27 protein-coding genes and 1 tRNA gene are annotated in these 25407 nt (G+C 57.7%); 18 read left to right on the top strand and 10 right to left on the bottom strand.

From position 1 onward, the window contains the following. The first annotated feature begins 133 nt into the window (after positions 1-133). Genes AC2FNU_RS09275 through AC2FNU_RS09290 form a run of 4 tightly spaced genes read left to right on the top strand, consistent with a single transcriptional unit; the run spans position 134 to position 2766 of the window. The gene (locus tag AC2FNU_RS09275) at positions 134-622 is read left to right on the top strand and encodes a GNAT family N-acetyltransferase (protein ID WP_496787504.1); all 489 of its coding nucleotides are present in this window, start codon (positions 134-136) and stop codon (positions 620-622) included. A gap of 45 nt (positions 623-667) precedes the next feature. Then, positions 668-1348, top strand: a complete 681-nt coding sequence (locus AC2FNU_RS09280; RefSeq protein ID WP_496787509.1) for a TerB family tellurite resistance protein — start codon at positions 668-670, stop codon at positions 1346-1348. A gap of 4 nt (positions 1349-1352) precedes the next feature. Further along, positions 1353-2354: an endonuclease/exonuclease/phosphatase family protein gene (locus AC2FNU_RS09285; protein ID WP_496787611.1), complete on the top strand. Its 1002-nt coding sequence runs from the start codon at positions 1353-1355 to the stop codon at positions 2352-2354. Positions 2355-2391: 37 nt separating this feature from the next. Next, positions 2392-2766 (top strand): hypothetical protein, encoded by a 375-nt coding sequence (locus tag AC2FNU_RS09290; RefSeq protein ID WP_496787514.1) that lies wholly within the window; start codon positions 2392-2394, stop codon positions 2764-2766. Positions 2767-2773: 7 nt separating this feature from the next. Here AC2FNU_RS09290 and AC2FNU_RS09295 read toward each other — a convergent pair whose 3' ends face one another. The 5 genes from AC2FNU_RS09295 to AC2FNU_RS09315 all read right to left on the bottom strand — a co-directional run bounded on the left by AC2FNU_RS09295 (position 2774) and on the right by AC2FNU_RS09315 (position 8559). Beyond that, on the bottom strand, positions 2774-4318 hold the full coding sequence (locus AC2FNU_RS09295) for a Ppx/GppA family phosphatase (RefSeq protein WP_496787518.1): 1545 nt from the start codon (positions 4316-4318) through the stop codon (positions 2774-2776). 49 nt (positions 4319-4367) lie between these two features. Further along, complete coding sequence (locus tag AC2FNU_RS09300; RefSeq protein ID WP_496787524.1) at positions 4368-5057, bottom strand: HdaA/DnaA family protein; 690 nt, start codon at positions 5055-5057, stop codon at positions 4368-4370. Continuing rightward, a complete protein-coding gene (locus AC2FNU_RS09305; RefSeq protein ID WP_496787527.1) occupies positions 5058-6131 on the bottom strand; it encodes an AI-2E family transporter in 1074 nt (357 codons plus the stop codon). Between the two features lie 89 nt (positions 6132-6220). Further along, a complete protein-coding gene (locus AC2FNU_RS09310; RefSeq protein WP_496787532.1) occupies positions 6221-7195 on the bottom strand; it encodes an isopenicillin N synthase family dioxygenase in 975 nt (324 codons plus the stop codon). Beyond that, positions 7195-8559 (bottom strand): FAD-dependent oxidoreductase, encoded by a 1365-nt coding sequence (locus tag AC2FNU_RS09315; RefSeq protein WP_480798469.1) that lies wholly within the window; start codon positions 8557-8559, stop codon positions 7195-7197. The genes AC2FNU_RS09310 and AC2FNU_RS09315 overlap by 1 nt, the downstream gene beginning before the upstream one ends. A 169-nt stretch (positions 8560-8728) precedes the next feature. Between AC2FNU_RS09315 and proS the strand changes: the two genes are divergently transcribed. Then, entirely contained in the window at positions 8729-10069 is a 1341-nt protein-coding gene (gene proS, locus AC2FNU_RS09320) for a proline--tRNA ligase (protein WP_171092419.1), read from the top strand. Between the two features lie 116 nt (positions 10070-10185). Here the strand turns inward: proS and AC2FNU_RS09325 are convergent, their stop codons facing one another. Then, positions 10186-10545, bottom strand: a complete 360-nt coding sequence (locus AC2FNU_RS09325) for a hypothetical protein (RefSeq protein WP_496787541.1) — start codon at positions 10543-10545, stop codon at positions 10186-10188. Between the two features lie 357 nt (positions 10546-10902). Here AC2FNU_RS09325 and AC2FNU_RS09330 point away from each other — a divergent pair, with 357 nt between their 5' ends. Continuing rightward, the gene (locus AC2FNU_RS09330; protein ID WP_496787545.1) at positions 10903-12198 is read left to right on the top strand and encodes a lipoprotein-releasing ABC transporter permease subunit; all 1296 of its coding nucleotides are present in this window, start codon (positions 10903-10905) and stop codon (positions 12196-12198) included. Further along, complete coding sequence (locus tag AC2FNU_RS09335; RefSeq protein ID WP_496787548.1) at positions 12191-12877, top strand: ABC transporter ATP-binding protein; 687 nt, start codon at positions 12191-12193, stop codon at positions 12875-12877. The genes AC2FNU_RS09330 and AC2FNU_RS09335 overlap by 8 nt, the downstream gene beginning before the upstream one ends. Here the strand turns inward: AC2FNU_RS09335 and AC2FNU_RS09340 are convergent. Continuing rightward, positions 12861-13298, bottom strand: coding sequence for a DMT family transporter (locus AC2FNU_RS09340; protein ID WP_496787550.1), 438 nt, complete (start codon positions 13296-13298; stop codon positions 12861-12863). The two genes, AC2FNU_RS09335 and AC2FNU_RS09340, sit on opposite strands and share 17 nt — an antisense overlap. A 93-nt stretch (positions 13299-13391) precedes the next feature. On the opposite strand from AC2FNU_RS09340, the gene AC2FNU_RS09345 reads away from it, so the two are divergent. Then, the gene (locus AC2FNU_RS09345; RefSeq protein WP_496787552.1) at positions 13392-13796 is read left to right on the top strand and encodes a c-type cytochrome; all 405 of its coding nucleotides are present in this window, start codon (positions 13392-13394) and stop codon (positions 13794-13796) included. On the opposite strand, the gene AC2FNU_RS09350 is transcribed toward AC2FNU_RS09345, so the two are convergent. Together AC2FNU_RS09350 and AC2FNU_RS09355 are read right to left on the bottom strand one after the other, a co-directional pair. Further along, on the bottom strand, positions 13787-14479 hold the full coding sequence (locus tag AC2FNU_RS09350) for a hypothetical protein (RefSeq protein ID WP_496787554.1): 693 nt from the start codon (positions 14477-14479) through the stop codon (positions 13787-13789). The genes AC2FNU_RS09345 and AC2FNU_RS09350 overlap by 10 nt on opposite strands. 42 nt (positions 14480-14521) lie before the next feature. Beyond that, positions 14522-15184, bottom strand: coding sequence for a DNA-3-methyladenine glycosylase I (locus AC2FNU_RS09355; protein ID WP_496787556.1), 663 nt, complete (start codon positions 15182-15184; stop codon positions 14522-14524). 422 nt (positions 15185-15606) lie between these two features. Between AC2FNU_RS09355 and AC2FNU_RS09360 the strand changes: the two genes are divergently transcribed. The 7 genes from AC2FNU_RS09360 to AC2FNU_RS09390 all read left to right on the top strand — a co-directional run bounded on the left by AC2FNU_RS09360 (position 15607) and on the right by AC2FNU_RS09390 (position 23495). Then, on the top strand, positions 15607-16557 hold the full coding sequence (locus AC2FNU_RS09360; RefSeq protein ID WP_496787559.1) for an ABC transporter substrate-binding protein: 951 nt from the start codon (positions 15607-15609) through the stop codon (positions 16555-16557). A 10-nt stretch (positions 16558-16567) separates the two neighbouring features. Next, the gene (locus tag AC2FNU_RS09365) at positions 16568-17617 is read left to right on the top strand and encodes a quaternary amine ABC transporter ATP-binding protein (RefSeq protein ID WP_496787562.1); all 1050 of its coding nucleotides are present in this window, start codon (positions 16568-16570) and stop codon (positions 17615-17617) included. After that, positions 17614-19680 (top strand): ABC transporter permease, encoded by a 2067-nt coding sequence (locus AC2FNU_RS09370; protein ID WP_496787564.1) that lies wholly within the window; start codon positions 17614-17616, stop codon positions 19678-19680. The genes AC2FNU_RS09365 and AC2FNU_RS09370 overlap by 4 nt, the downstream gene beginning before the upstream one ends. Positions 19681-19785: 105 nt before the next feature. Continuing rightward, complete coding sequence (locus tag AC2FNU_RS09375) at positions 19786-20451, top strand: NnrU family protein (protein WP_496787566.1); 666 nt, start codon at positions 19786-19788, stop codon at positions 20449-20451. Positions 20452-20520: 69 nt separating this feature from the next. Next, on the top strand, positions 20521-21042 hold the full coding sequence (locus tag AC2FNU_RS09380) for a DUF2478 domain-containing protein (RefSeq protein WP_496787568.1): 522 nt from the start codon (positions 20521-20523) through the stop codon (positions 21040-21042). A gap of 87 nt (positions 21043-21129) precedes the next feature. Beyond that, positions 21130-22377, top strand: a complete 1248-nt coding sequence (locus AC2FNU_RS09385) for a D-arabinono-1,4-lactone oxidase (protein ID WP_496787569.1) — start codon at positions 21130-21132, stop codon at positions 22375-22377. Then, entirely contained in the window at positions 22374-23495 is a 1122-nt protein-coding gene (locus AC2FNU_RS09390) for an alanine racemase (RefSeq protein ID WP_496787571.1), read from the top strand. Before AC2FNU_RS09385 ends, AC2FNU_RS09390 begins: the two co-directional genes overlap by 4 nt. A 35-nt stretch (positions 23496-23530) precedes the next feature. Here the strand turns inward: AC2FNU_RS09390 and AC2FNU_RS09395 are convergent. Continuing rightward, positions 23531-23614 (bottom strand) — tRNA-Tyr (locus AC2FNU_RS09395). Between the two features lie 116 nt (positions 23615-23730). Between AC2FNU_RS09395 and rlmB the strand changes: the two genes are divergently transcribed. The 3 genes from rlmB to AC2FNU_RS09410 all read left to right on the top strand — a co-directional run bounded on the left by rlmB (position 23731) and on the right by AC2FNU_RS09410 (position 25355). Continuing rightward, complete coding sequence (gene rlmB / locus AC2FNU_RS09400) at positions 23731-24501, top strand: 23S rRNA (guanosine(2251)-2'-O)-methyltransferase RlmB (RefSeq protein WP_496787573.1); 771 nt, start codon at positions 23731-23733, stop codon at positions 24499-24501. A 15-nt stretch (positions 24502-24516) separates the two neighbouring features. Beyond that, positions 24517-24798 (top strand): hypothetical protein, encoded by a 282-nt coding sequence (locus AC2FNU_RS09405; RefSeq protein WP_171668955.1) that lies wholly within the window; start codon positions 24517-24519, stop codon positions 24796-24798. Between the two features lie 98 nt (positions 24799-24896). Then, positions 24897-25355 (top strand): YHS domain-containing (seleno)protein, encoded by a 459-nt coding sequence (locus AC2FNU_RS09410; protein ID WP_496787574.1) that lies wholly within the window; start codon positions 24897-24899, stop codon positions 25353-25355. The last annotated feature ends 52 nt before the right edge of the window (positions 25356-25407 follow it).

Below are 25407 nucleotides of genomic sequence, written 5' to 3' on the forward strand. Positions count from 1 at the left end.
GGCTGGTCGTGTTCCACCCGGATGCGTTGACACTGGCCACGCATCTTGGCGCATTGGACTGGGTGGTGTTTGACACCGGGCCAGCCGCTTTGCGGGCCGAGTTTGAAACCCCGCACGGCGTGCGTGTGTTGGAATGAAGGTTCGACAGGCGCGGCCAGAAGATGCTCCTGCGATTGCCGAGATCACCAATCAAATCATTCGCGAGACGCTGGTGACATTCACAACCGGCGAGCGCAGCGCTGAGAGCATCACCGAAGATATCCGCGCCCGAGGTCCGGCTTTTCTGGTTGCCGAGTTCGAAAATCACGTGGTTGGGTTTGCGACCTTTGGGCCTTTTCGCTCGGGCCCCGGTTATGCTCACAGCTCCGAACACTCGATCCAACTGGCCCCCGATGCACGCGGGAAAGGCGCGGGCCGCGCTCTGATGACGGAACTTGAACAGGCCGCGCGTGCCAAAGGCGTCCATGTGCTGGTCGCTGGCATCTCGTCCGCAAACCCGTCTGCCATTGCGTTCCACAAAGCGGTGGGGTTTGAACAGGTCGGGCTTATGCCACAGGTCGGTTACAAATGGGGACAGTGGTTGGATCTTGTGCTGATGCAGAAAATTCTTTCACCGGAATGATCTATCGCACCTGACAGTCCCGGATTGTGGCGCTAGGGTACGGCCATGTCGATCTGGACCCGCATATCAGACGCTCTCAGCGCACTTGCCCAAGGCGAAAGCCTGACCGCTGTTTTTGAAAAGCTGCGCTCGCCGCCTGAACGCTCGGTTGCGTTCACGATTGCCGTCATTGCGCTGGGCGCAAAAATGGCCAAAGCGGACGGACAGGTGACGCGGGATGAGGTCACAGCCTTCCGCGACGTGTTCCAGATCGCACGTGAGGATGAAGAGGGCGCGGCGCGGGTTTTCAATATGGCGCGCACGGACGTCGCCGGATACCAGGACTATGCCCGCAAGATCGCCCGGATGTTTTCCGAAGACAGCACCACGCTCTGCGACCTGATGGAAGGGCTGTTCCACATCGCGATGGCGGACGGGTTTTATCATCCGAATGAAAACGAATTCCTGGAAGAGGTCAGCCGCATCTTCGGTCAGACCGACGCGCAGTTTCTGGCCTTGCGTGCACGGTTTGTGCCCGAAGCACCCAACGACCCGTATGTGGTGCTGGGCGTGTCACGGGACATGCCGGTAACTGAGATCCGCAAAGTCTGGCGCAAATTGGTGCGCGAAACTCACCCGGACGCAATGATGGCACGCGGGGTCCCAGAAGAAGCGATCCGGTTGGCTGAAAAAAAGATGATCGACATCAACCGCGCCTGGGATGAAATCAACGGCGCGGCGGCCTGAGGGGATGCGGCTGGCGACCTACAATATCGAATGGTTCGCCAATCTTTTCGACAAAAATGACACTCTCCTCGTTGATGACAGCTGGTCGGGCCGGCACGACGTCACAAAAGCTCAGCAGTTCGAGGCGATAGCCAAGGTGCTGACCGCGATAGATGCTGATGCAGTTCTGATCGTCGAGGCCCCGAACACAGGCAAACGCCAGAACACGGTGCGCGCGTTGCAGGCCTTTGCCGAGGTGTTCGATCTACGTACCGCTGACGCAGTTATGGGTTTTGCCAATGACACACATCAGGAACTGGCGCTGCTGTATGACAGATCCGTTCTGAGCGTGCGTCACGATCCAAAAGGGGACATCGACGACCTGTCCGCCCCTCGGTTCGATGGCGAGTTTAAAATTGACTTGGATGTTGATGCGACCGAAGACATCGTCCAATTTTCCAAACCGCCAATGGAACTGGCTCTTACTACTCAGGCGGGCAAGGACGTCAGGTTGATCGGGGCGCATCTAAAGTCAAAAGCGCCGCATGGAGCAGATTCAAGGGATGAGGCGATCCGCATTTCGATTGCCAATCGCCGCAAGCAACTTGCGCAGGCGGTTTGGTTGGCCCGACGGGTCGAGGGGCATTTGGCGCAGGACGAGTCTGTTGTTTTGCTGGGCGATCTGAATGACGGGCCGGGCCTGGATGAGTTTGAACACCTCTTTGGGCGGTCGTCGGTTGAGATATTGTTGCAAGCGGGGCTGTATGATCCACATGCGGTCAGAGCGCATGAGTTCAGGCCGGGATCAGTGCCGTCCACTGCGCGTTTTGCGCGCCCCGATGAAGGCCGGTTTCTTGAGGCCTTGCTGGATTACATCATGATCTCAGAGGATTTGCGTGCCTTTGATCCAACCTGGCGTATTTGGCATCCGTTTCGGGATGCTGCATGCTGGTCTGAACCAGAGTTGCGGCAGGCGTTGTTGACAGCTTCGGACCATTTCCCGGTCACTCTGGATATTGATCTGTAACCTTTGCAGCTTGCGTCTGAAGGCTTATATCAACGTTATGAAACGGATTGTTTTGATCAGCGTCGTGTGGGCGTCTTTGGCAGCACCAACACTGGCACAAGAAGACACAGGCAAATCCCTGATGGAACAGGGGGCCGAGTTGTTTTTCGAAGGGCTGCGCAAGGAAATGGAACCGGCACTGGATGAGTTGCTTGGGATGGCGGACGAGTTTGGACCGGCCATGCAGTCTTTCCTGCAAGAGATGGGTCCCGCGTTGGCGGAACTGGCGGCTGAGGTCAAGGATTGGAGCGCTTATGAATTGCCGGAAATCCTGCCGAACGGCGACATAATTATCCGCAAAAAGCCGATTGAAGACCTGCCCGAGCCTGAAGGCAAGGATGAAGAGGTTCCCGAGGGCGCAACTGATATCTGAGGCAATCTCAGTTTTTGATGATCACGCGCATTTCGGATTTCAGTGCGCTGGCCAGTGAGTTCAGGCGCGCTTCGGCCACTTCGCTGAACAAAGGCGCCGCAGCTTCAGGCAGATACAGCTCTAGCTCGCGTTTTTTGGGATAGAGTTTCAGTTGCCCCATATTGGCATCGTTGTGCATCCAAAGCATCGCGCCAAATCGCATGGCCTTACCCAGAATCTCGGCTTGTTTCTGGTCTTTCTCGTCCAGCAACTCATACAACGGGGCAAACCGATTGCCTTCACGTTTGTTGCGATAGCGGTGTTGTAGTGCCAGCCCGATAAAGACACGCTCAGAATGCTTCAGGCCACCAAGATTTGCGCGGGTGACGTAGTCGAAACATGCTTCGGCCCGGTAATCCGGGTGGGCCCGCCAACTGACGTCGTGCAACAGACAGGCCGCCTTGATCAGGCGTACCCGGCTGGGCGGTGCTGACCTGAACAAGGGCATCACAAAATCATAAAGGTGGCGACCAAAGCCGGGCAGGCGCGCATCTTTGGCTTCGGAAAAGCGACTGGCTTCGATCAACGGGTCGCGGTCGCGTAGTTCCTGTGACATTTGTTCGTAAAGCAGACCTTCGCGGATGCCGTAGCTTGAAATTGCAATGTCCTTGGGTTTGAACGTTCGGATCAGCCGGGCCAGCACGTCCATTGCATACGGAATCAAGGACATACGCGAGCTTGAGACCCCAGCCTGACTGCGCAGCTTGTCGGGGTCATTCTTTTCGATGAACTTGATCGTTTCACGCACCTGTTTGGTGGTCATGCGGTATTCGTGCAGCACGTTCAGCGGATAGCCCCGCCGAAGCATGTCCAGTCGCGCAAAGGCGCGCCAGCTGCCACCGACCAGAAACAGACGATCCCGCTGTGGACCCATCTGATCGCGCAGCTCTTCCATGGTAGACTTGATATGCGCCTTGCGCGCGCGCCGTCCGCCTTTGATGTCGCGCAGCTTCAGCGGTCCGAGGGCTGAGGTTACACGTCTGCCGACCTGACCGTCGCCGATTTCGGCTAATTCCATGGACGAGCCGCCAATGTCGCAGATCAGGCCGTACGCGCCGGGCCAGCCCAGCAACACGCCTTGTGCTGACAGGCGCGCCTCTTCCTCGCCGTCAATCACAGCAACATTCAATCCGGTTTCCGCTTTGACCTGCGCGCAGAAATCGGGGCCGTCCTTGGCTTCGCGCACGGCGGCTGTGGCCACCACGTGTAGGCCGGGAAGGTCCAGATCCATCGCCAGATGCTGGAACCGGCGCAGCGCCGCCAAAGCGCGGTCGCGCCCGCGTGGGTTCAACCGCGCTGTCTCGGAAAGGCCCGCGCCCAGTTCGCACATCACCTTTTCATTGTAGAAATAAGCAGGTGACCGGGCCGCGCCGTCAAAGATGACCATCCGAACCGAGTTCGACCCAACATCGACCACCCCAACCCGTGACAAGGCCCGCGTGCCAGGGTCGTCGAACAATGGTTTTCCGAAGGGTCCCCAGTCCGGGATGTCGGTTTCGACGGTCTGATCCATGTGTCTTCCAGATAGTGCAGTCAGAGGATGCGAAATTGGAGCTTGCGGGTCAATCACCCGTCTCGATCTCATCCGGGCTTGTGTTCAAAACCCGGACGGCCAATGCGCGTGTGATGTCACGTTTTTCCGTCAATGCCAGCTGGTCCAGTTGCTTGACAACGTTTGCGGCGGATTCAAATCGTCGGTCCATATGCTTAACGAGATAGGCAATGACTTCGGGGCCGGGATTCAACTGACGGTCCACGAAAAGCTTGGCCAATACAGCGCCCAAAAGGGCGTCATCGGGCGGGTCCAACGCGACGTGATGGGCCCCTTCAACGCGGCTTTGCAGATCGGCCAGCGGCAATTCCCAGAACTTCGGCGCAAGCCTGCCGGTCATCAACAGGGCGTGCCCTTCGGCCAGAATCAGATTGTGTAGGTGAAACAGCGTTTTTTGCTGTTCCAGATTTCCGGCAATCATCGGCACGTCTTCAACTGCAATCGGTTTGCGCGCCAGTTCTGGTACGTCGTCATAGCGCAATTCAGAGGCCTGGATGATCCGACCGCCGGTTTCACCGGCCCAGACATGCGCCAGGTGGGTTTTGCCCGCGCCTGCAGGGCCGCTCAGCACCAGCTTGTTTCCGGGCCAGGACGTGGCCGAGATCATTGCAACGGCCAAAGCATTGGCAGGCGAGACAAAGAAGTCTTCTCGCCCAAGCGCAGTTTTGGCGGGCAGATCAAAGCTGAGTTGTCGGGCCATTTACTCGGTTTCCTGATCCTGGCTTTCAAGACCGGTGTACAGGGGGCTGTCCAGATAGAGCGAAGTTCCAAACCGGGCCAGAACGCCAAGGGCCGCTGCGACCGGTACGGCCACCAGCATCCCGACAAAGCCAAACAGCGCGCCAAAGACCGACAGCGCCAGCAACAGCCAGACCGGGTGCAGCCCAACGGAGTTTCCGACCAGCTTGGGTGTCAGAAAATTGCCCTCGGTCACTTGCCCAATGGCAAAAATACCCGCGATCAGGCCAATATGAGCCCAGTCGCCCCAGAACTGGAACAGTGCCAGTCCGATGGCCAGCGTGCCACCGATCAAAGCACCCAGATAGGGAATGAACGTGACCAACCCCGCAATGAAACCCACGATCAGGCCGAATTGCAGACCCGCGAGCATCAGGGCCACCGCATAATACGTGCCAAGGATCAGACAGACCGTACCCATCCCGCGCACGAAAGAGGCCAGAACGGCATCAATCTCGCTCGCCAAACGTTTGATAGTGGGGGCGTGATCGCGCGGCAGCAACTCTCCAATCCGGGCGATCATGCGATCCCAGTCCAACAGAAGGTAGACAGCAACAACCGGCACGATGACCAAAAGAACCACGATGTTGATGGCAGACCCCAGCGAGGTCAGCACCGTTTGCAAAACGTCCCCGGTTTTGGACTTGAGCGTTTCGCCAAAAGACACGAGCATCTGGTGCGTGCTGGATTCTCGGTCCAACAGGGATGGGAACTGTTTTTCTACGAAGCCGCGCAATTGCTTGAAAAGCTCAGGCATCACGTCCACAAGATCCAGCAACTGGGTGATCAGGGCTGGCACGACCATCAGGATAGCCAACACAAACCCCAGAATGCCAACAACGGTAATGATTGCCGTGGCGGCCATGCGCGACAGGCCAAGCCGTTCAAGCCGATCAGCAACGGGGTCAAGAAAATAGGCAATGGCCCCGCCGATCACAAACGGCAGCAGGACATCTCCCAAGGCCCAGAGGATCAACACAAATACAACAGCGGCAACGCCCCAGTATCTCAGCTGATCCTTAACCGGCAATGCCATCGCGATCCCCTTTTTCAGGTCATTGATGGTGTTCTTGGCGTATCAAGGCGTGTGATGCAAGCGCTTCATTTGGCCTGAATTTGCGGCCTTTAGTCCTTTAGTGTCCCCAGTTCAGGCGTATCGTCGCCAGCGGTCTCGTCAGGCCAGTTGGTGCGCCAGATTTCGGCAGACCAATGCCCGCAATGGACAGCAGGGCGGTCGAAACCCGGCAGCGCAGCCAACAATGGCTCGACGATGACGTCGTGGCGAGGGACGGCGAAGTAAGGGAAAGAGTACCGTTCCTTGCCTGACCGGTTAACAACCCGATGCGGCGTGGATTTCAACCGGCCGCCGGACCAAAGCTCCAGCATATCGCCGATATTTACGACAAACCCACCCGGCGGGCAGTTTGGCGTGATCCATCCCCCAGTGCGCGTCTGCACTTCAAGTCCGCCCACCGGATCTGGGGCGATGATGGTCAGCGCGTCCGTGTCCTTGTGCGGATGGATGCCATAGCCCGCCTCGCCCTCAGCCTGCGGCGGATAGTGTAGCAGGGTCATGTTGGTCATCGGGTCCTGGAACGCACTGCGCAGCGAGTCTGGCTTCAGGTTCAGACCGGCCTCTAACGCCCCGAGTAAATGATCGGCGACCCGATCCAGCTGGCTCCAGTAACCCAGAATGATTTCTTTAGCGCCGGGTACTTCGTCCGGCCACAGGTTCGGCCCGTACAAAGAACAGACCGAGCGTACCGGGGCATTTGCCGCGACTTCGTGATGTAGCTTGTAGCCTTCGTATTTGTCCGCGTTGCCCGAGCCATCGTTGGGTGTGAAGAAGCCCATTGGAATATAGCCGCGATAGTTTTCGCGGGTAATGGCCTGATCCCATTTGCGCGCTTCATCGATGGCAAAGATCTCTCGGGTCGTCTGTCTGACTTGATCAACGGTTTCCTGAGCCACGCCTGTCCCGGTGATGGACAGGAACCCGATCCCGGTGCAAGCCTCAAGAATGTGCTGCACTGTTGCTTCGTACGCATCGGTTTTCGGTTCGCTCAAAGGCGAGATGTCGATTGTTGGAATGCTGTCCATCAGTGAATCCTGACCCCCTGGCGTTCCAGTTCCGTGTGAACAGGTGCCAAATTCAACTGGTCCAGGTCCTGATTGCTTTTGAGTGAAAGGGCGGCCGCAATGCCTGCACCCTGACCCATGACCGCACAACAGGCCATGTTGCGCGTGGCGGCATGCGCTACCCGATCTGCACCATGCGACCGACCTGCAACCAGCAGCCCCTTGATACCCTTTGGCAGCATTGAGCGATAGGGAACCTGCATGTACCGCCCCGTGGTTGGCAGGATCAGAATGCCATAACCGTCGATGAATTCGGGATAGATGCCAATGGTATCTTCAAAGCGACCCTGATGGCGGGCGTCGTTTTCGGTCATGTTATAGACCGCATCGATCTTGCGCGTGTCGCGGATGCCAATGGTCATACCGAAGTTCCGAAGCCGCGCGTTTTCACAGCCCGGCATGAACCGACGCAGGGCGTCGATGGCCAGCATCGACTGGCGGCGGCCCTCAATCTCACCGCGTGTCAGGCTGTCGGGGTCGGTGCCGTCGATCTCGGCCAGATGGATGAGGTTCATATAGGTCAGTTCCCCCGTGTCATGCATTGCGCCCCAGGTGCCTGCGATGGTGTTCAGATGTGGTGGGATCAGGCCCTCATCTATGGCCTGTTGGAACGGTTTGTGAACAAAGGGCGAGAACATGTCGTCCTCTTTGCCGCTGGTCTCGATGTTCCATTCACCGCCTCCGCCCCAGTCCTTGTAGGTCTGCGGGTCAGCTTTGACGCCCTCCATGAAGGCGCGTTTGTCGACACCGGCCAGATGGAACATGACCGAGGCGGCCATCATATCCTCGCGCGGCGTCTTGTGTGTCGGAGCACCTGCGCGATGGGCCACATCCGCGTCGCCGGTGGCATCAATCACGACCTTGGCCAGAATTGCCTCGCGCCCGGCCTTGGATTCGGTGATAATCCCGGTGATCCGGTCGCCCTCCATGATAGGGGCGACGAACTGACGGTGCAGCATTGGATGCACGCCTGCCTCTTCGACCAGCTTGTCGGCCACCAGCTTGAACCCTTCGCTGTCCAGTTCATAGCTCAGCGACTGGCTTTCAGGTACAGCCGCGCCCATGTCTTTGGCGCGGGTTTCGAATTCCATGCCGATACCGCCTGCTTCAACGGTTTTTTCGTGGCGGTACCACGCGAACCCCTCGACACCCACGGCAGTGATGTTGCCGCCCATGCAACCAAAGCGGTCGACCAGAGATACTTCGGCCCCGGCGCGTGCCGCCGCCAGTGCTGCGGCCAGCCCTGCGGGACCAGAGCCAACAACCAACACGTCGGTCTGATGAATGACGGGGATTTGGCGGGCTGGTTCCTGAATGGTTTGCATCGGCGCCTCTTGAGTTTCGCAATTCTGTTACAATTGAAACTCCCTATTGGCGGGTCAATCAAAAAACCGACTGACGCGAAGTCGCAAAACTGCCAATGTTCGATTGCCCCCGGCGGGGCTTTGGCATAATCACCTGTGCAGTCGAATTCTTACCTTTGAAGGTCCATCCATGCGCCTGAGCCGTTACTTTCTGCCCGTTCTCAAGGAAAACCCGTCTGAGGCCCAGATCGTCAGCCACCGGCTGATGTTGCGCGCGGGCATGATCAAGCAAGCCGCTGCCGGGATTTATTCGTGGCTGCCGCTGGGCTTCAAAGTGCTGCGCAAGCTGGAAAACATCGTGCACGAGGAACAGGCGCGTGCAGGCCACATCGCGATCCAGATGCCCATCCTGCAGTCGGCCGACCTGTGGCGCGAATCCGGTCGCTATGACGATTACGGTCAGGAAATGCTGCGCATGCAGGACCGTCATGGACGCGACATGTTGTATACGCCCACCGCAGAAGAGCTGGTGACAGATATCTTCCGCGGCCACGTCAACAGCTACAAGGACCTGCCGCTGACGCTGTATCAAATCCAGTGGAAGTTCCGCGATGAAATCCGCCCGCGCTTTGGCGTGATGCGGGGGCGCGAGTTCTATATGAAAGACGGCTACAATTTCGACCTGACCAAAGAAGATGCGCTGCACGCGTATAACCGCCATCTGGTCAGCTATCTGCGCACTTACGAACGCATGGGCCTGCAGGCCATTCCGATGCGCGCCGATTCAGGCCCGATCGGCGGCGATGACACGCATGAGTTCCTTGTGCTGGCTGATACCGGCGAATCCGAGGTCTTCTATGACAGCGCAGTCACCGACCTGACCTTTGGCGACCGCCAGATCGACTATGACAACCGCGAACAGTGCCAGGCTATTCTGGAAGAGTTCACCTCAAAATACGCGCGCACAGACGAGACGCATGACGAGGCATTGTTCAATCAAATCCCCGAAGAACGCCGTCGCGTGGCCCGAGGAATTGAGGTTGGGCAGATCTTTTACTTCGGCACCAAGTACTCCGAAGCGATGGGTGCAACGGTTCAGGGTCCTGACGGAAAGTCCGTCCCGGTTCACATGGGCAGCCACGGTATCGGCGTCAGCCGCCTGATCGGTGCGATCATCGAAGCCAGCCATGACGACAAAGGCATCATCTGGCCCGAGGGCGTGACACCGTTCCACTGCGGAATTGTGAACCTGAAGCAGGGTGATGAAGAAGCAGATGCGGCGTGCGACAAGATCTATGCGGCGCTGACCGCTTTGGGTCTGGAGCCTTTGTATGATGATCGCAACGAACGGGCAGGGGGCAAGTTTGCAACCATGGACCTGATTGGTTTGCCCTGGCGCATCACCGTGGGACCGCGCGGCCTGAAGAACGGTGTGGTTGAACTGACCTGTCGCCGTACAGGCGAAAGCGAAGAGCTGAGCCCGGAAGCGGCGGTCACCAAGGTTGCAGAAATCTATGAGAAGATCGCCTGATCGCAATCTTCAGGTGCACAATTAATAGTCACCGTGAACTCGTTAGAACAAACTAGGCGGCCAGCATTCTGATCTGGCCGTCAACTGCGGCCAACTTAGGTTGCTTGGCTTTGCTCTCAGTCCTGGTCTGCCGTTGGGCGCTCTGCCAGAACGTCGCCATTGGCGCCGTCGCCGCGCGCGACCACAATCGGTCGGCCCAGACGGCTGACCAGTTCGCGAAACTCAAGACCCAGAAACCGTAGCCCGCAAACGCGTGCGTCGGTTGTCCGATCCGTGATGCACAAACGGCCCTGACGGAACGCCAGCCGGTACCCTTTTTCTTTGAGGATATCAGCCAGATTGCTCCAGCTTGCCGCGCTGACAAAGATTGGCCGAATGGCCGCGCGCAGCAGTGCCGCTGTCTCACAATCCAGTTCTGTTGATGCCCTGCGGGTCGGAATTGCGCCCGCGCCATTGGTAGAGATTTGAAAATTCATTGAGCGACCCCCGCTCTTTAAATGTGTTCCCCCGTAGTTAGGGTGACAAAGTTTCTGAAAATAATCAAAAAGAGTAATAAAATTTCGCCCTCATTGTTGCCTTTTCGATTCACAGACTCACAAAGTGCGATGATTAACTTCATAACTGAAACAATATCACCTTGTCTGTGAAGGGCTTCACAACTCATGGTGTAGCGCCGGGTTTTGTAGTCATCCGTTTCGCCGCGACTTGTCCCCGGCGACCCGAATCACTGCTGCGCATTCAGGCCGAGGAACCAGGTCTTGGTGACTACCGGCTTGACCATCGGGTGAAATGCCGAAACTGTCGCCGCAAACAAGAAACACCCCGGAGCAGGCATGGCCAACACACCCCCGCCCTTTGCCCCTTTTGAATGGAAGATAGCATGGCGTTACCTAAGGGCCCGCAAGGCCGAAGGTGGTGTCAGCGTCATGACGTGGATTTCACTGATCGGGATCACCCTCGCCGTGTTTGCGCTGATCGCGACATTGTCGGTCCGGTCTGGTTTCCGTTCGGAATTTGTGGGCACCATTCTAGGGGCCAACGCACATGTGACGGTTTATTCCTCAGGTGAGATCGACGCGCAGGGCCGGGTCGACCGAACGATGGTCGATTACGAAGACCGCTCGGCCCGGATTGCGCAGGTGCCCGGTGTTGAAAGAACTGCACCTTTGGTCAAAGGACAGGTGTTGATCACCAACCGTGACCGCAGCAGCGGGGTTGAGGTGTTTGGCATCCGGCCCGACGATCTGCGTGACCTGCCGGGTATCGCGCAGGCGGAACAGTCTGCAGGCGATCTGACCGAGTTTCAGAGCGGTGAAGATGTCATTGCCATCGGATCCGGTGTGGCGCGTAGCATCGGTGCCACCGTGGGGGATGTTGTCAAACTGACCTCGCCCAATGGTGTCAAAACTGCCTTTGGAACCTCGCCGCGTGTGAACGCGTATCGCGTCGTTTATGTGTTCTCGGCGGGGCGTTATGACATCGACCGCACCCGTGTCTATATGCCGTTCTCGCAAGCCCAGAGTTTTTTCAACCGCGAAGGTGTGGCGGATGAGATTGAGGTAATGGTGGAAAAGCCAGAAGAGCTGGGCCCGATCCTGATATCGATTCTCGAAGCCTCGGGCGAGCGTAGCCAGATCTGGACCTGGCAGGATGCGTCAGGAGGTTTTCTGCGAGCGCTGGAAGTTGAAGACAACGTGATGTTCATCATCTTGTCGATTCTTGTCCTGATCGCTGCGATGAATATCGTTTCGGGCCTGATCATGCTGGTCAAAAACAAAGGGCGCGATATTGGCATCCTGCGGACCATTGGACTTAGCGAAGGGTCGGTTCTGCGGGTCTTTTTTATCTGTGGGGCATTCACAGGGCTCATCGGGACTGCAATGGGAGTCATTCTCGGATGCCTGTTTGCGATCTATATCGATCCGATTTTTTCTTTCGTAAATTACGTGATGGGCGGCGGCGTCTGGGATCCGTCGATCCGGGGCATTTATGCTTTGCCGGCCGAGCTGCACCTGAGCGATGTGCTCAAGGCAATTGGCCTGTCACTTGGCCTGTCCTTCATCGTCACCTATTTTCCAGCGCGCCGTGCGGCGCGTCTGAACCCGGTCGAGGCGTTGCGCTATGAATGATGTCACATTGCGTCTGAATGGCCTGACCAAAACCTACCTCAAGGGCACACCGGGCGAAGTACAGGTTCTGCGTGGCGTCGATCTGGATCTGCGCGCGGGAGAGGCCGTGGCGATGGTTGCCCCGTCCGGAGCGGGCAAATCAACGTTACTTCACATTGCCGGATTGTTGGATATGCCCGACGAAGGCTCGGTCGAAATTGCCGGGCAAAGCGTGGCTGGCAAGGGCGACCGCACCAGAACCGCGCTGCGTCGGCAGGATGTCGGGTTCGTCTATCAGTTCCATCACTTGCTGCCTGAGTTCACAGCGCTTGAAAACATCACCTTGCCGCAACTGGCGAACGGCATCTCTGAAAAAGCAGCGCAAAAGCGGGCCATGGATCTTCTGGATCGGGTAGGCGTCGCCCCACGCGCCAGCCACCGCCCAGCGGCGCTGTCGGGCGGCGAGCAACAGCGCGTTGCATTTTGCCGGGCGCTTGCCAACACGCCGCGCGTTTTGTTGGCGGATGAGCCAACAGGCAATCTGGACCCCGAAACCTCGGATCAGGTGTTTGATGCACTGATGGCTCTGGTGCGCGACGAAGGGTTGTCGGCCTTAATTGCGACGCACAACCTTGATCTGGCGGCCCGTATGGACCGGATGGTCAAACTGGAAGGCGGGGTGCTCAGGCCAGTTGAGTGATCGCAACACCAACGGCCATCACGGCAATACCCCCGGCCCGCACCCATGTCAGCGGCGTGATCTGCGCCCCGAAGAGACCGAAATGGTCAATGGCTGCCGTGCTGATCAATTGGCCCAGCAGAACAAAGAAGACCGCGTTGCCCACCCCGAAATGTGGGGCGACGTGAGTGATTGACAGAACGTAGAACGCGATCAGCACGCCGGCCAGCAGCAGGTGTCTCGGGGCCTCAGCAACCTTGGACAGCGCTTCGAACCCTGGGAACAGCAACATGACCAGCGCCGAAGCGGCAAAGGCGATTGCAAACAGGATCACGGCGGCAGTGGTCGGCGACCCGATCAGCTTGCCCAGTGCCGCGTTCAAAGCAGCCAGAATTGGCACTCCGATCCCGGCTGCCAACATAATGGCTGCGTATTGTGTCATGGCCTGCATCCTCCCGCCTGCGTTGATCTGGATCATTGCGCCAAGGCGTCCACCGGGCAACCCTGCAAATGTCTATCGTGGCAGGAGGATACGATGTTCAAAGCAAAACTTGGTGTGCTGGTTTTATCTATTTCGCTCGCCACCTCTCAGGCCGTTTTTGCGCAAGACGCCAAGACCGGTGAAGAGCTTTACATGCACTATTGTGCAACCTGTCACGGGATCGATGCGACCGGGCAGGGGCCGATGGCAAGCGTGCTGGTTGTGCAGCCAAGTGATTTGACCAGTTTGTCCGGCGAAGACGGTGTATTCCCAACTGCTCGTGTGGTTGCCCGAATCGATGGGCGCGACCCGTTGGTCAGCCACGGCAGCCCGATGCCGGTTTATGGTCCGTATTTCGACGGACAGGACACGTCCATGAAAACACCGCAGGGCCAGCCGATACTGACAAGCCAACCTATTGTGGATCTGGTGGCCTATCTGGAAACGCTTCAGGACTGACTGCAAATCCCGTCTACTTCGGCCTCGCTCCAGGGCAAAAGAACCGCCCGTTCACGCCCTTTTTCCGGCAATGGGGCCAAGTCGAAATGTGCACCCAGCATAGTGTGGAGCCTTCTTGTACGCTCGGCCTGAGGGTCCAGCGCGCGGCAACACACGTATTCCTCGACAATCGCGCCCTGCTGTTCGAAGCCGTAGGATAAAAAGTCAGGCGAGGTGTCCAGATCGAACAGATACGGATCCCGCCGCCCGCCGTGTTCCGCTGCGGCCCGCAAGGGGTGATAGCCGGTGGTTGCACGATTCTGCCATTGCCAGACATGGGTCAATTCATGGGCCAGCAGCATCGCGGCGATCAGGTTCATCTGATCAGGGAAGTCGGTCATATAATCTTCCAGATACCAGTCGCGCGCAAAATAAACCTTGTTGAATAGGGCGACGGCAGCGGGTTTGCCGGTGACAAGCCCCGCTTCGACAGGTGGCAGGATGCGTTCGCGGCAGGCCAGACGTGGGCGTTCTTCCCGGAAATACGTGACCGGAGCAACTGGTGCGCCTTCGACCAGACGTACGTTGTCCAGGTTCAGTGTTTCGCCTTGAACACTTTCTGCAAACACGCGCTCGGGTTCAGTCAGCGGGCGGCCGCAAGACGATAGAAATAAGAAAGTAACTAGAAATAAGCGCAGAAACATATGAAGAATCCTAGTCTGCTGCGCCCGTTCAGCAAACCGTTTTCACAGGCTCATGGCCAGAACGCGGCTGATTTCCGTCAAGGATCGCCCGGATTGATCCATCCAGGTGTTAAAGGCTTGCTGAACAGCTAGCATCGCTTTCTTGGATGAGGCGGGTTTGTCGATCACGCCCTCGGCGATCAATCGGGCGGTGACGTCCTGAGACAGAATAAAGCTGTCACGCCCAATGAACCGCATAGCATATTGTGCCGACGCCCCACCCAGACGCGCGCCGCGCTTGGCCAACAGTGCCAGCAAACTGATATAATCTTGCGAAGGCCAGCCACCCAGCACTTTGCCCGCGCCGCCTTCTTCACGCAATTCCATCAGAAACACAGCGTTGTCCCGCACCGCTGAAATCTTGGTGCCGTTGCGCACGATTCGCGTATCTTGCAACAACGCATCGAATTTTTCGTCATCCATAAAAGCACAACGCCCCACATCAAAACCATCAAACGCGGCTTCGAAGCCATCCCATTTGCTTTCGATGACCTTCCAGTTGAACCCAGCCTGAAAAACGCATTTCGTAATGATGGCCAGCCAACGATCTTCTGGCAGGGCTGCCAGTTCATCCGGGCTTTTGGGCTTGTGCAGCATGGATTGCAAAGCATCTGTACCGCCGTGTCGTTCAGCAGCAATTTCGAAGATTTCGTCAAATGCGCGCATTTACCCAGCCTCAGATTTCACCTCTTGAGTGTTTACCTTTTGTTCCATCTTTGCAATCAAAAAGTAAAGTCACCACTGTCTGGCGATACAGTGACCAGTTTTTTAGTCGGGTAAGAAAAAGTACGGTTTTTTCAAAGAAATTCTCGACAAACGGTCGAAAGTTGGTTTCTGATTGACTCGTCAGTCAATGTCCCGCGCCGCAATCCGTGGGGCCACGGCAGGCCGGGTTGAGTGCGTTCATCACGTCTGGGGGAGGCGAAAGTGATTTGGCTGGGCAGTACTTTCTGCCTTTCATAATCGCGACACTTTCCTTTTCCGGCAAAATTTGTGCATGTTGCGACATGGTATTGTCATCAGACAAATATACCGGCGGGATATCCCTCGCCGGGGTGGGCAAAACAAATAAGACAGGGAGAAAGTCCATGAAAAAACTGAGTTTAAGCCTAATGGCTCTGAGCGTCGCGGGTGCGGTGCAAGCTGCGGATATGGGCGCAGTGGACGAGCCGATCAAGCTGGCGATCAACGAATGGACCGGCCAGCACGTGACCACTCATGTGGCAGGTGAGATGCTCAAGGCCGCAGGATATAACGTCGAATACGTGACTGCGGGCATGATGAACCAGTTCCAGGCTCTGGCGGATGGCGACATCGATGCGACGCTGGAAATCTGGTCGTCCAACGTGTCGGACGAGTACGCCAAGAAGGTTGAAGAAGGTACTGTGGTCGAAATCGGCGATCTGGGTCTGGATGCCAAGGAAGGCATCGCATACCCGGCGCATGTGGCTGATCTGTGCCCGGGCCTGCCCGCATGGGAAGCGTTGAAAGATTGCGCGCAGGTATTTGCTACGGCAGAAACTCTGCCTGGTGGCCGCCTGGTCGATTATCCGGCCGATTGGGGCACACCCGGCGCGGATCGCATGACCGGGCTTGAATTGCCGTTCAAAGCCGTACCAGCGGGGTCCGAGGGTGCTCTGATCGCCGAGTTGCGCGCCTCGACCGAGCGTAAATCGCCATTGCTGATCACCTTCTGGCAACCGCACTGGGCGATGTCGGCCTATGATGTTCAGTTTGTCGATCTGCCTGCGGGCGAAGAGGCGTGCTTCAACGATCCGGCATGGGGCCCGAACCCCAATGCGGTCAACGATTGTGACTTCTCGCCGTCCCGCATCTTCAAAGCCAGCTGGAGCGGCATGGAAGACAAGTGGCCCGCCGCGTATGAAATCCTGTCCAACTATCAATTGGCGGTCGAAGACCAGCAGCCGATGATGGGCGCGATCGATGTTGATGGCGGACAGGTCGAAGAAGTTGTCGCCGCTTGGATGGCCGAGAACGAAGACAAATGGCGTCCAGTCGTTGACGCAGCGACCAAGTGAGCTTGCGTAAGTGACTGATACGACGACGCCAGCCATTGCCTGCCAGAATCTCTGGCAGGTCTTTGGCCCCGGCGCTGACAAGGCCCTGACCGACGCGCTGTCTCGGTCAGGGAATGACGCTGACAAGGCCGCCTCTGATCTGCGAGAAAACGGGTTCATCCCGGCGGTGCAGGACGCCAATTTCGAGGTCAAAGAAGGCGAGCTGTTCGTTATCATGGGCTTGTCAGGCTCGGGCAAATCCACGTTGATCCGCTGTATCTCGCAACTGTTGCCCGGCACGGGTGGCGAGATTCGGGTCGATGGCGAGAATGTGATCGGAGCCTCAAAAAAGGCGCTGACCGAGCTGCGCCGAAAGAAGCTGGGCATGGTGTTCCAGCACTTTGGACTGTTCCCACATATGACTGTTGCTGAAAACGTGGCTTATCCGCTGCGTGTGCAGGGAGTAGGCAAAAAAGAACGTCTGGCACGGGCGCAGGAAGTTATCTCGCTTGTCGGTCTGGAAGGGCGCGAAGACAGTTTCCCTCGCCAGCTTTCGGGTGGTCAGCGTCAGCGCGTGGGTATCGCGCGGTCCTTGGCCGTGAACCCCGATATCTGGTTTCTGGACGAGCCGTTTTCAGCCCTTGACCCGCTGATCCGTCGTCAGTTGCAAGACGAGTTCCTGCGCATTCAGGCCACTTTGAAGAAATCCATCGTATTCATCACGCACGATATCCAAGAGGCTTTGAAGCTGGCCGACCGCATCGCGATCATGCGTGACGGCAAGATCGTCCAGATCGGAACGCCAACGGATATCGTGCTGCGGCCTGTCGACGACTACGTCCGAGAGTTTTCGAAAGATGTCGCCAAGGGACAGCACGCCAAGGTCGCGTCGGTCATGCGGAGCGAAAATGAATGTGGCCCCGACGATCCCGGTTTGACAACCTCCATGACACTGGATGCCGCTCTTGCACATTGCATGGAGCTTTATGAGCCCGTGCCGGTGCGGGATGCCAGCGGCAATGTTGTCGGCACTGTTCATCCCTCTGATCTGGCCGCTGCATTGCAGGTGGACGAAGCATGACCGCTGTCACTGATCTTCCGACGCGACACAGCGCGCACCTGACGGCGGGTGCGAAAGCTGCTTTGATCACGGTCATCGTCGGCGCGGTTTGTCTGGCACTTGAGGGTGTCGCCCCGTGGCTGGTCAAATGGCCAACTGCGTGGGAACTGCCGGCAACCCAATGGGTTGGTGCGTTTCTGGATTGGTTTCTGAACCTGATCAAACCGGCGATGCGGTTGTTCTCGGACATGATGACCTATCCAATGAACTGGGCGAATTTCGTGCTGGGCAATACGCCATGGCCCATTCTGATCGGGATTGTGACCGCGCTGGGCTGGTATCTGGGCGGAATGCCCATGGCGGCGCTGGGTTTTCTGGGGCTCAGTTTCGTTCTGGCGTCGGGGTATTGGGCTGAAAGCATGAACACGCTGGCCCTTGTCGCAGTATCCGTCCCGGTGGCGCTGATACTGGGCGGCGGTATCGGCATCCTCGCCAACGAGGTGCCGAAGGTGAAATCCTTTGTACAGGCCGTTCTGGATATCATGCAGACGGTGCCGACGTTTGCGTATCTGACCCCGCTTTTGCTGCTTTTCGGCTTTGGGCCTGTTGTGGGTCTGATCGCGTCGGCCATCTATGCCGCACCGCCTATGGCGCGCAATGTGATGCTGGGGCTAGAGCGGGTAGAGCCCGAGATCAAAGAAGCCGCCATTATGTCTGGTGGCACCCGGTTCCAGCAATTGTTTCAGGTCGAAATCCCTGCTGCCACAACGCAGATCATGGTCGGTGTGAACCAATGTCTGATGGCCGCCTTGTCGATGGTCATCATTGCCGCCGTTATCGGAGGTTTCAACGATATCGGGTGGGAGGTTCTGCTGACCATGCGCAAGGCCCAGTTCGGTGAATCGCTGATGGCTGGTTTGGTCATCGTGGTCTTTGCCGTCGTGATCGACCGGATGAGCGGCACGCTGGCAACCGAGCGCAAACGCTATGACAGCCGCGTTGTCTGGGCAATGCTGGGCTTTGCAGTTATTTTCACGGTCGCCTTCTGGGCGCGGCTGCCGAACCCGTCCGAGCTGACCCTGCTGGACCCAATGGCCGAAGCCGTAGATAGCGGCCTGACGGCGTTTACGCAAAACAACGGCCCGTGGCTGGATGCGCTTAAGAACAACTCGCTGTTCTATGTGCTGCTTCCGTTGCGGATCGGGCTGGATCAGGCAGTTCTGCCTTTCACCTGGGGCTTTCAATGGACAGCGGGCATGAGCTATGGCCTGTTCGCCGCTGGTGCCGTGATTGCCCTGTTGATGGCGTGGCGCGGGCGGCTAACGGGTGGGCTGATCGTTCTGATCCTGATTGGCATGCTGGAAACAGGCATTGCCAATCTGCCATGGCCCTTTGTGCTGACTGGCGCAGCTGCTTTGGGTTGGGTTGCGGGTGGGTGGCGTCTTGCGGCGCTATGCGTGGGGCTTCTTTGCACCATTCTCGTTTCGGGCCTTTGGGAAAGGGCGCTTCTTTCGCTCTACCTCAGCGGCGCGGCGGTGTTTTCCTGCGCAGTCGTCGGCGGCCTGATTGGTCTTGCCAGCGCGGTTTGGGAGCCGGTTTGGAAAGTGGTTCGCCCGATCTGCGACATGCTGCAGACGATTCCATTGTTCGTGTTCCTGATCCCCGTGCTGATGGTGTTCCAGATCGGCGAGTTCTCGGCGTTCCTCGCAATTTGTGCCTACGCGATTGTCCCGATGATCCGTTACACGCGGCACGGGCTCGTCAACACGCCAGAGGAAATGATGGAAGCCGCGATTTCCAGTGGCGCAACCGAGTGGCAGATCATGCGGGACGTGCGTGCACCCTATGCCGCGCCAACCATTCTTCTGGGGCTGAACCAGACCATCCTTTACGCCTTTGCAATGCTGGTCATCGCGGCATTGATCGGGACCACTGGCTTGGGTCAGTCGATCTATCTGGCGCTGGGTCAGGCGGATGTCGGGCTGGGGATCTCGGCCGGGGCTGCGATGGCGATTCTGGCACTGATCGCAGACCGCATCGTGCAGGGCTTTGCCGAAGAACGCCGCGCCGCACTTGGCCTTTAATACGGAGCAGGGGCGGCATGTCCGCCCCCGCGCAAAACTTGATTTCGGACAAGGAACCCACCGCCATCCTGATCTAGACCGGTCACAACACGTTCGGAGATCACCATGACCGGTTGGGTTCTTTTCCTTGCAGCGCTTGTCGCGTTTCTTCTCAGCCACGCAATTCCCGTGCGGCCTGCCGTGCGCGGGTGGTTAATCGGTACGCTGGGACAACGCGGGTACTTCGCTGGATATTCGATCCTGTCACTCGCCGTGTTGGCGTGGCTGATCACCGCGGCAGCGAACGCCCCTTATGTTGAGGTCATCCCACCGTTTACCGTCTTGCGTTGGGTGCCAGTCCTGATCATGCCAGTTGTCTGCTGGCTGACCCTTGCGGGGATCATCATTCAGAACCCGTTCTCCTTTGGCGGGCTGGGTGATCGACCTTTTGATCCAGAGCAGCCCGGTATCCTGCGCACCACCCGCCATCCGGTCCTTGCCGCACTGATGTTGTGGGCGTTGGCGCATTTGCTGACCAATGGCAGCCTGTCGCATGTCATCCTGTTTGGCCTGTTTGCCGGTTTCGCGGCCATGGGCATGGTCTTGATCGACCGCCGCAAACAGAGCGAAATGGGCATGGAATGGGTCCGCTTGGCGCGAAATACTGCGCGCTTTTCACTCCGCGCGCCGCGTCCTTGGCCGCGCCCCTGGGTTTGGCTGTCCGCACTGGCCGCTTATGCGGTTCTTCTTCACCTGCACGCACCTGTGATCGGCCTGTCTCCGCTTCCTTAGGTGGGGGAGTGGTCGGACGCACCTGAGCGTGCTATTTGAGATGTCGCAATGAAAAACAAGAGGTCCTAGATGAATCTGGCCTATGTCACCACCACCGATCGCGGTGCCACTGATCGCCTGTTAAGCGCTGTTGCAGAACACCTGCTGGCTTCGGGCGCGAAATTGGCGGGCGTTGTTCAAACCAACACCGAATGTGCGGACAGCAGCAAATGCGATATGGATGTGCGCGTGCTGCCCGAAGGAGAGACCATCCGCATTTCGCAATCGCTGGGAACACAGTCGCGCGGTTGCCGTCTGGATCCGGCGGCGCTGGAGCAGGCGGTTGGATATGTAACGTCGTCGCTCGCTGACGCGCCACAGCTGTTGATCATCAACAAGTTCGGCAAGCACGAAGCTGATGGCCGCGGGTTTCGCCCGGTGATCGCTGAAGCATTGGCGCAGGACATTCCAGTGCTGGTCGGTGTGAACGGTCTGAACAGTGAGAAGTTTCAGGACTTCACAGGTGGTGATGCGGAACAGCTAGACTCGGACCTGAGCGCAATCGTTGCTTGGTTCGAACGCGTAAACGCGCAGCAGGCCAATGCGGCCTAAACCAAGTCACGTCACGTAACACGCTGATTCCCTGCCTTGTTTCGCTGACTTCGGGCTGCAATCCTCGGAACACGGAGGATGAGCTGAATGTGGTCAAACTGGGCAGGAAACGAGAATACAAATACTGCGGTCATGCGCCCGACAACACTGGATGCGTTGCGACGCGCTGTGATGTCGCCTCAGACCCTGAGGGTCGTTGGCGCTGGCCATTCTTTCACACCTATTGTGGCAGGGGCCGAGCGTATTCTGGACCTGTCGCAACTTGAGGCACCGACCATCGGTGCGGCTGAGGACGGGCAGGTCTGGGTGAACGCCAACGCGCGTCTGCGCGATCTGTCTCCTGCTTTGGCTGACCGGGGGCTGGCTTTTCGTAATCTTGGCGACATCAATACCCAATCGCTGGCTGGGGCGGTTTCGACCGCGACCCATGGCACAGGGCGTGAACTGCCCTGTCTTGCCGCAGAAATCACGGATGCGCGCTTTGTCGGTGCAAGCGGTGAGGCCTTAACGTCAGCCGATATTCCTTTGGACATGGCACAGGTAACGCTTGGGTTGCTGGGTGTTCTGACCGAAGCCCGCATCAATGTAGTGCCCAAGTACAATCTGCGCCGTCAGGTCACGCTGACCGATTTGCCGGAGTGCCTGTTGAACATGCACAAGAACTGGGCTGAGAACCGAAACTTCGAATTTTTCTACATTCCTTTCACAGGCAAGGCCGTCGAACTTCGCCATTCAGTGTTCGACGCGCCCGAAACCAAGGCCCCGCGTGATCTGGATATGCTGGCGGTCAAGGTTCTGAAACTGGCCCGCAACGCCGGGCGGTTCAGCGGTGGTTTGCGTTCAGCGTTGCTCAGACTTTTGACGATGGCGCAATCGGACGAAGATTACATAGGCGAAAGCTGGCGGGTTTTATGCAGTGACCGGCATATCCGCTTCAAAGAGATGGAGTATCACCTGCCCCCTGAGGTCGCCAGCGACGTGCTGGCTGAGGTGTTCCGCCGTCTGGAACAGGACCACAAGGACATCTATTTCCCCATTGAGGTACGACAGACCGCAGGCGACACTGCGTGCCTTTCGCCGTTTCAGGGCGGCCCGCGTATCTCTGTTGCTATTCACACGGATGCGGATGAGGATCACAGTCGCTATTTCAACGCGCTGGAACCGCTTTTTGTCGAGGCCGGCGGCCGCCCGCATTGGGGCAAGATGCACAGCCTGACATACCGGGAACTATCCGGCCTTTACCCCGATTTCGACCGTTTCTGCGCCTTGCGTGAACAGCTTGATCCGCAGGGCAAGTTCATGACACCTGCCTTGGCGAAGCTGTTTCAGCCATGAACGACCCGTATGTCGCCCGTCTGTCGCAATCGCTACAAAACTATGGTGTGGATCATCCGGTCGTAGCAATTGACCTGAACCGGCTCGAGTCCAATTGCGCGATGGCAGTGGCCGGTGTTGACGCCGGGCTTGAGAAGCGGCTGGTTGCTAAATCTTTGCCTTGCTTGCCGCTTTTGGATCAAATCCGGGGTCTGATCCCAACTTCGGGGCTTATGACGTTCTCAGAACCAATGTTGACCGCTTTGTTGCAAGTTGAAGGCGGCACCGATCACCTGATCGGTAAGCCTTTGCCCGTTGGTTCTGCCGCGCGTGTGCTTCAGGCATACCCCGATGCCGCTGATCGGGTGCAATGGCTGATCGACACCCCAGAACGCTTGCAGGACTATCTGACGCTCGCGGATCAGACCGGCTTGGCTTTGCGTTTGTCGCTTGAATTAGACATTGGCTTGCATCGCGGTGGTCTGAGCGCGGATCAGGTTTCCAGTGTGGCAAAAACGATCGTCGCACACCCGCTGGCGCGGTTGAGCGGCGTGATGGGGTATGAGGCGCATCTGGCAAAACTGCCTTCTGTCCTCAGAGCCCGAGCCGAGCGGCGCTGTGCCGAGATCTATCGTCTGGCCGTGGCAGCTTTGCCCGAAAATGGGGCCGGGTTGTGTTTGAACACTGGTGGCAGCCTGACCTTTCAAACCTATGGCTCAACAGGTTCCGCAACCGAGGTCGCCTTTGGTTCGGTTCTGGTCAAGCCGTCGGATTTCGACCATCGCTCGACAGCGGCTTTTCAGGCTGCAGCATTCATCGCGACGCCAATACTCAAGACCATGCCCGGCAATGCTTTGCCCGGGTTGGAGTTTCTGCCGCGACGCAAGACGGACGTTGCTGTTTTCGGAGGGCATTACCTTGCACAGCCGATCTACCCTGAGGGTTTTTCCTATTCCTCAATCTTCGGTCGATCTAGCAATCAGGAGGTCTGGACAGGCCCGACATCAAGTATTGTACAACCCGGCGATATTGCCTTGCTGCGTCCGACACAAAGCGAGGCGGTGTTGAACCAATTTGGCACAGTGCTGGCTGTACGGGATGGTGCGGTTGTACAGGAATGGGAAACCCTGCCGAATTAACAGCAGGTTGCATTGGATTACACATTTTTGGAAGATGGTGGGCGACCCTGGAATCGAACCAGGCGTGCGTCTCCGCGAGGGAGTTACAGTCCCCTGCCACACCTTGCGGCCTGTCGCCCACTGTCAGGCGTTGCACCTGACGTGGAGGCGTGATTACTAGCGCACCAAAGGAGCGTCAACAGGAAAATTCCGCTTTGGCGCAGGAAACCGAATTCTCGGCCCGGAGGCCCATAAAATGAAGAAACCCAAATGGGTCGTCGAAAAGGAACAGGCGCGCAAAGCGGCCGCTGCCGAAACCGTCTGGCTGTTCGGCTTGCATGCGGTGCGGGATGCTTTGATGAACCCAAATCGTCAGAAATTGCGCCTGATCGTGACACGCAATGCGCGTGACAAGTTATCGGAAGCGATTGATTTTGCAGGGATCGATGCCGAGATGGTTGACCCGCGCAAGTTTTCCGCGCCCATCGATGCGGGGTCAGTCCATCAGGGGGCGGCCCTTGAGGTCAAGCCCTTGGATTGGGGCGGTCTGGCTGAAAACTGTATCGGTCGGGAAAACCCGCGCGTCATCCTGCTGGATCGCGTGACGGATCCGCATAACGTTGGGGCGATTCTGCGTTCGGCCGAAGTTCTGGGGGCCAGCGCTGTGATTGGCACCCGCCACCATTCCGCACCGGAAACGGGCGCGCTGGCCAAAACCGCCAGTGGTGCGCTGGAGCGTCAGCCATACCTGCGGGTACGTAATCTTGCGGACGCGATCATTGAGCTTCAGGGCATGGGCTTTCTGGTACTTGGGCTGGACGGCGAAGCCGAGGTGACGATCGAAGGCGCGCTGAGCGAGGGACGTGATCGCCCCGTGGCGCTTGTGCTTGGCGCGGAAGGCCCGGGTTTGCGGCAGAAGACCAAAGAAACCGTGGATCAGTTGGTGAAAATTGACGCAGCGGGTGGGTTTGGGTCACTGAATGTCTCAAATGCGGCGGCAATCGCCTTATATGCATCTCGTCCCTGATCGAAGGAGAGCGTCATTTCCGGCCCATCCAAAATCGCCACCTGCTGCTATTGCGGGACCCGAGCGGCTCTGGTCCTGAAGGGAAAAGAGCGGCACGAGCTTAGTTGTTCAAGCTGCGGTGCGCCGCTGCATGATTTGAAGATGCTTCCTAAGCGCAAGGCTGGGAAGACCAAACCGGCGCGACCTGCGGTGTCTCATGTGGTGCCTCCAAAGGCGAAACGAAAAAAGAAGAAAAAGAGCATGTTCTCGCGCGTGTTCGACGAAGCTTGGGACGTGATTGAAGATATTTTTGACTGATCTCCCTGGCGTTGAAACTCGATCACATCCTTGTCAACAGGGCTTCCGTTGTCCGTGAAAACTTGCATCTTGATACTCTCAAGAACGCAGATTCTGACATGACGATGCTGATCCGACGTACCATACTTGGCGCGCTAAGCGCCCTTTTCCTCGCTTCTGCCGCTTTTGCGCAGGACAAGCCTGTCTATTTCGCTACTGAAGGTGTGGCATTGGCCGGGTATGATCCTGTGACCTATTTCGAAGGCACGACGCCTGTGATGGGTGCCCCGGAAAACGCGGTTATGTGGAAAGGGGCAAAATGGCACTTTTCGTCTGCCGAAAACCGCGAGCGTTTTGAAAGCAACCCGCGCGCCTTTGCCCCGCAGTTTGGCGGGTATTGTTCTTACGCGATGGCCAAAGGCGTCCTGAAAAGCACCGACCCCAACGCGTGGCAGGTTGTCGATGGCCGGCTGTACCTGACGCATTCACCTCAGGTCGAAGTAATGTGGCGGCAGGACAGGGCGGAATACATTGAAATGGCAGAAGAAAACTGGCCGGTGATCTTGTATCAGAAGTAGGCAAGAATCAGCTAATTGTGAAAAGTCATCACAAAAATGCGCGCGCCCTCTT

This window comes from Ruegeria sp. BHSB064, assembly GCF_059613205.1.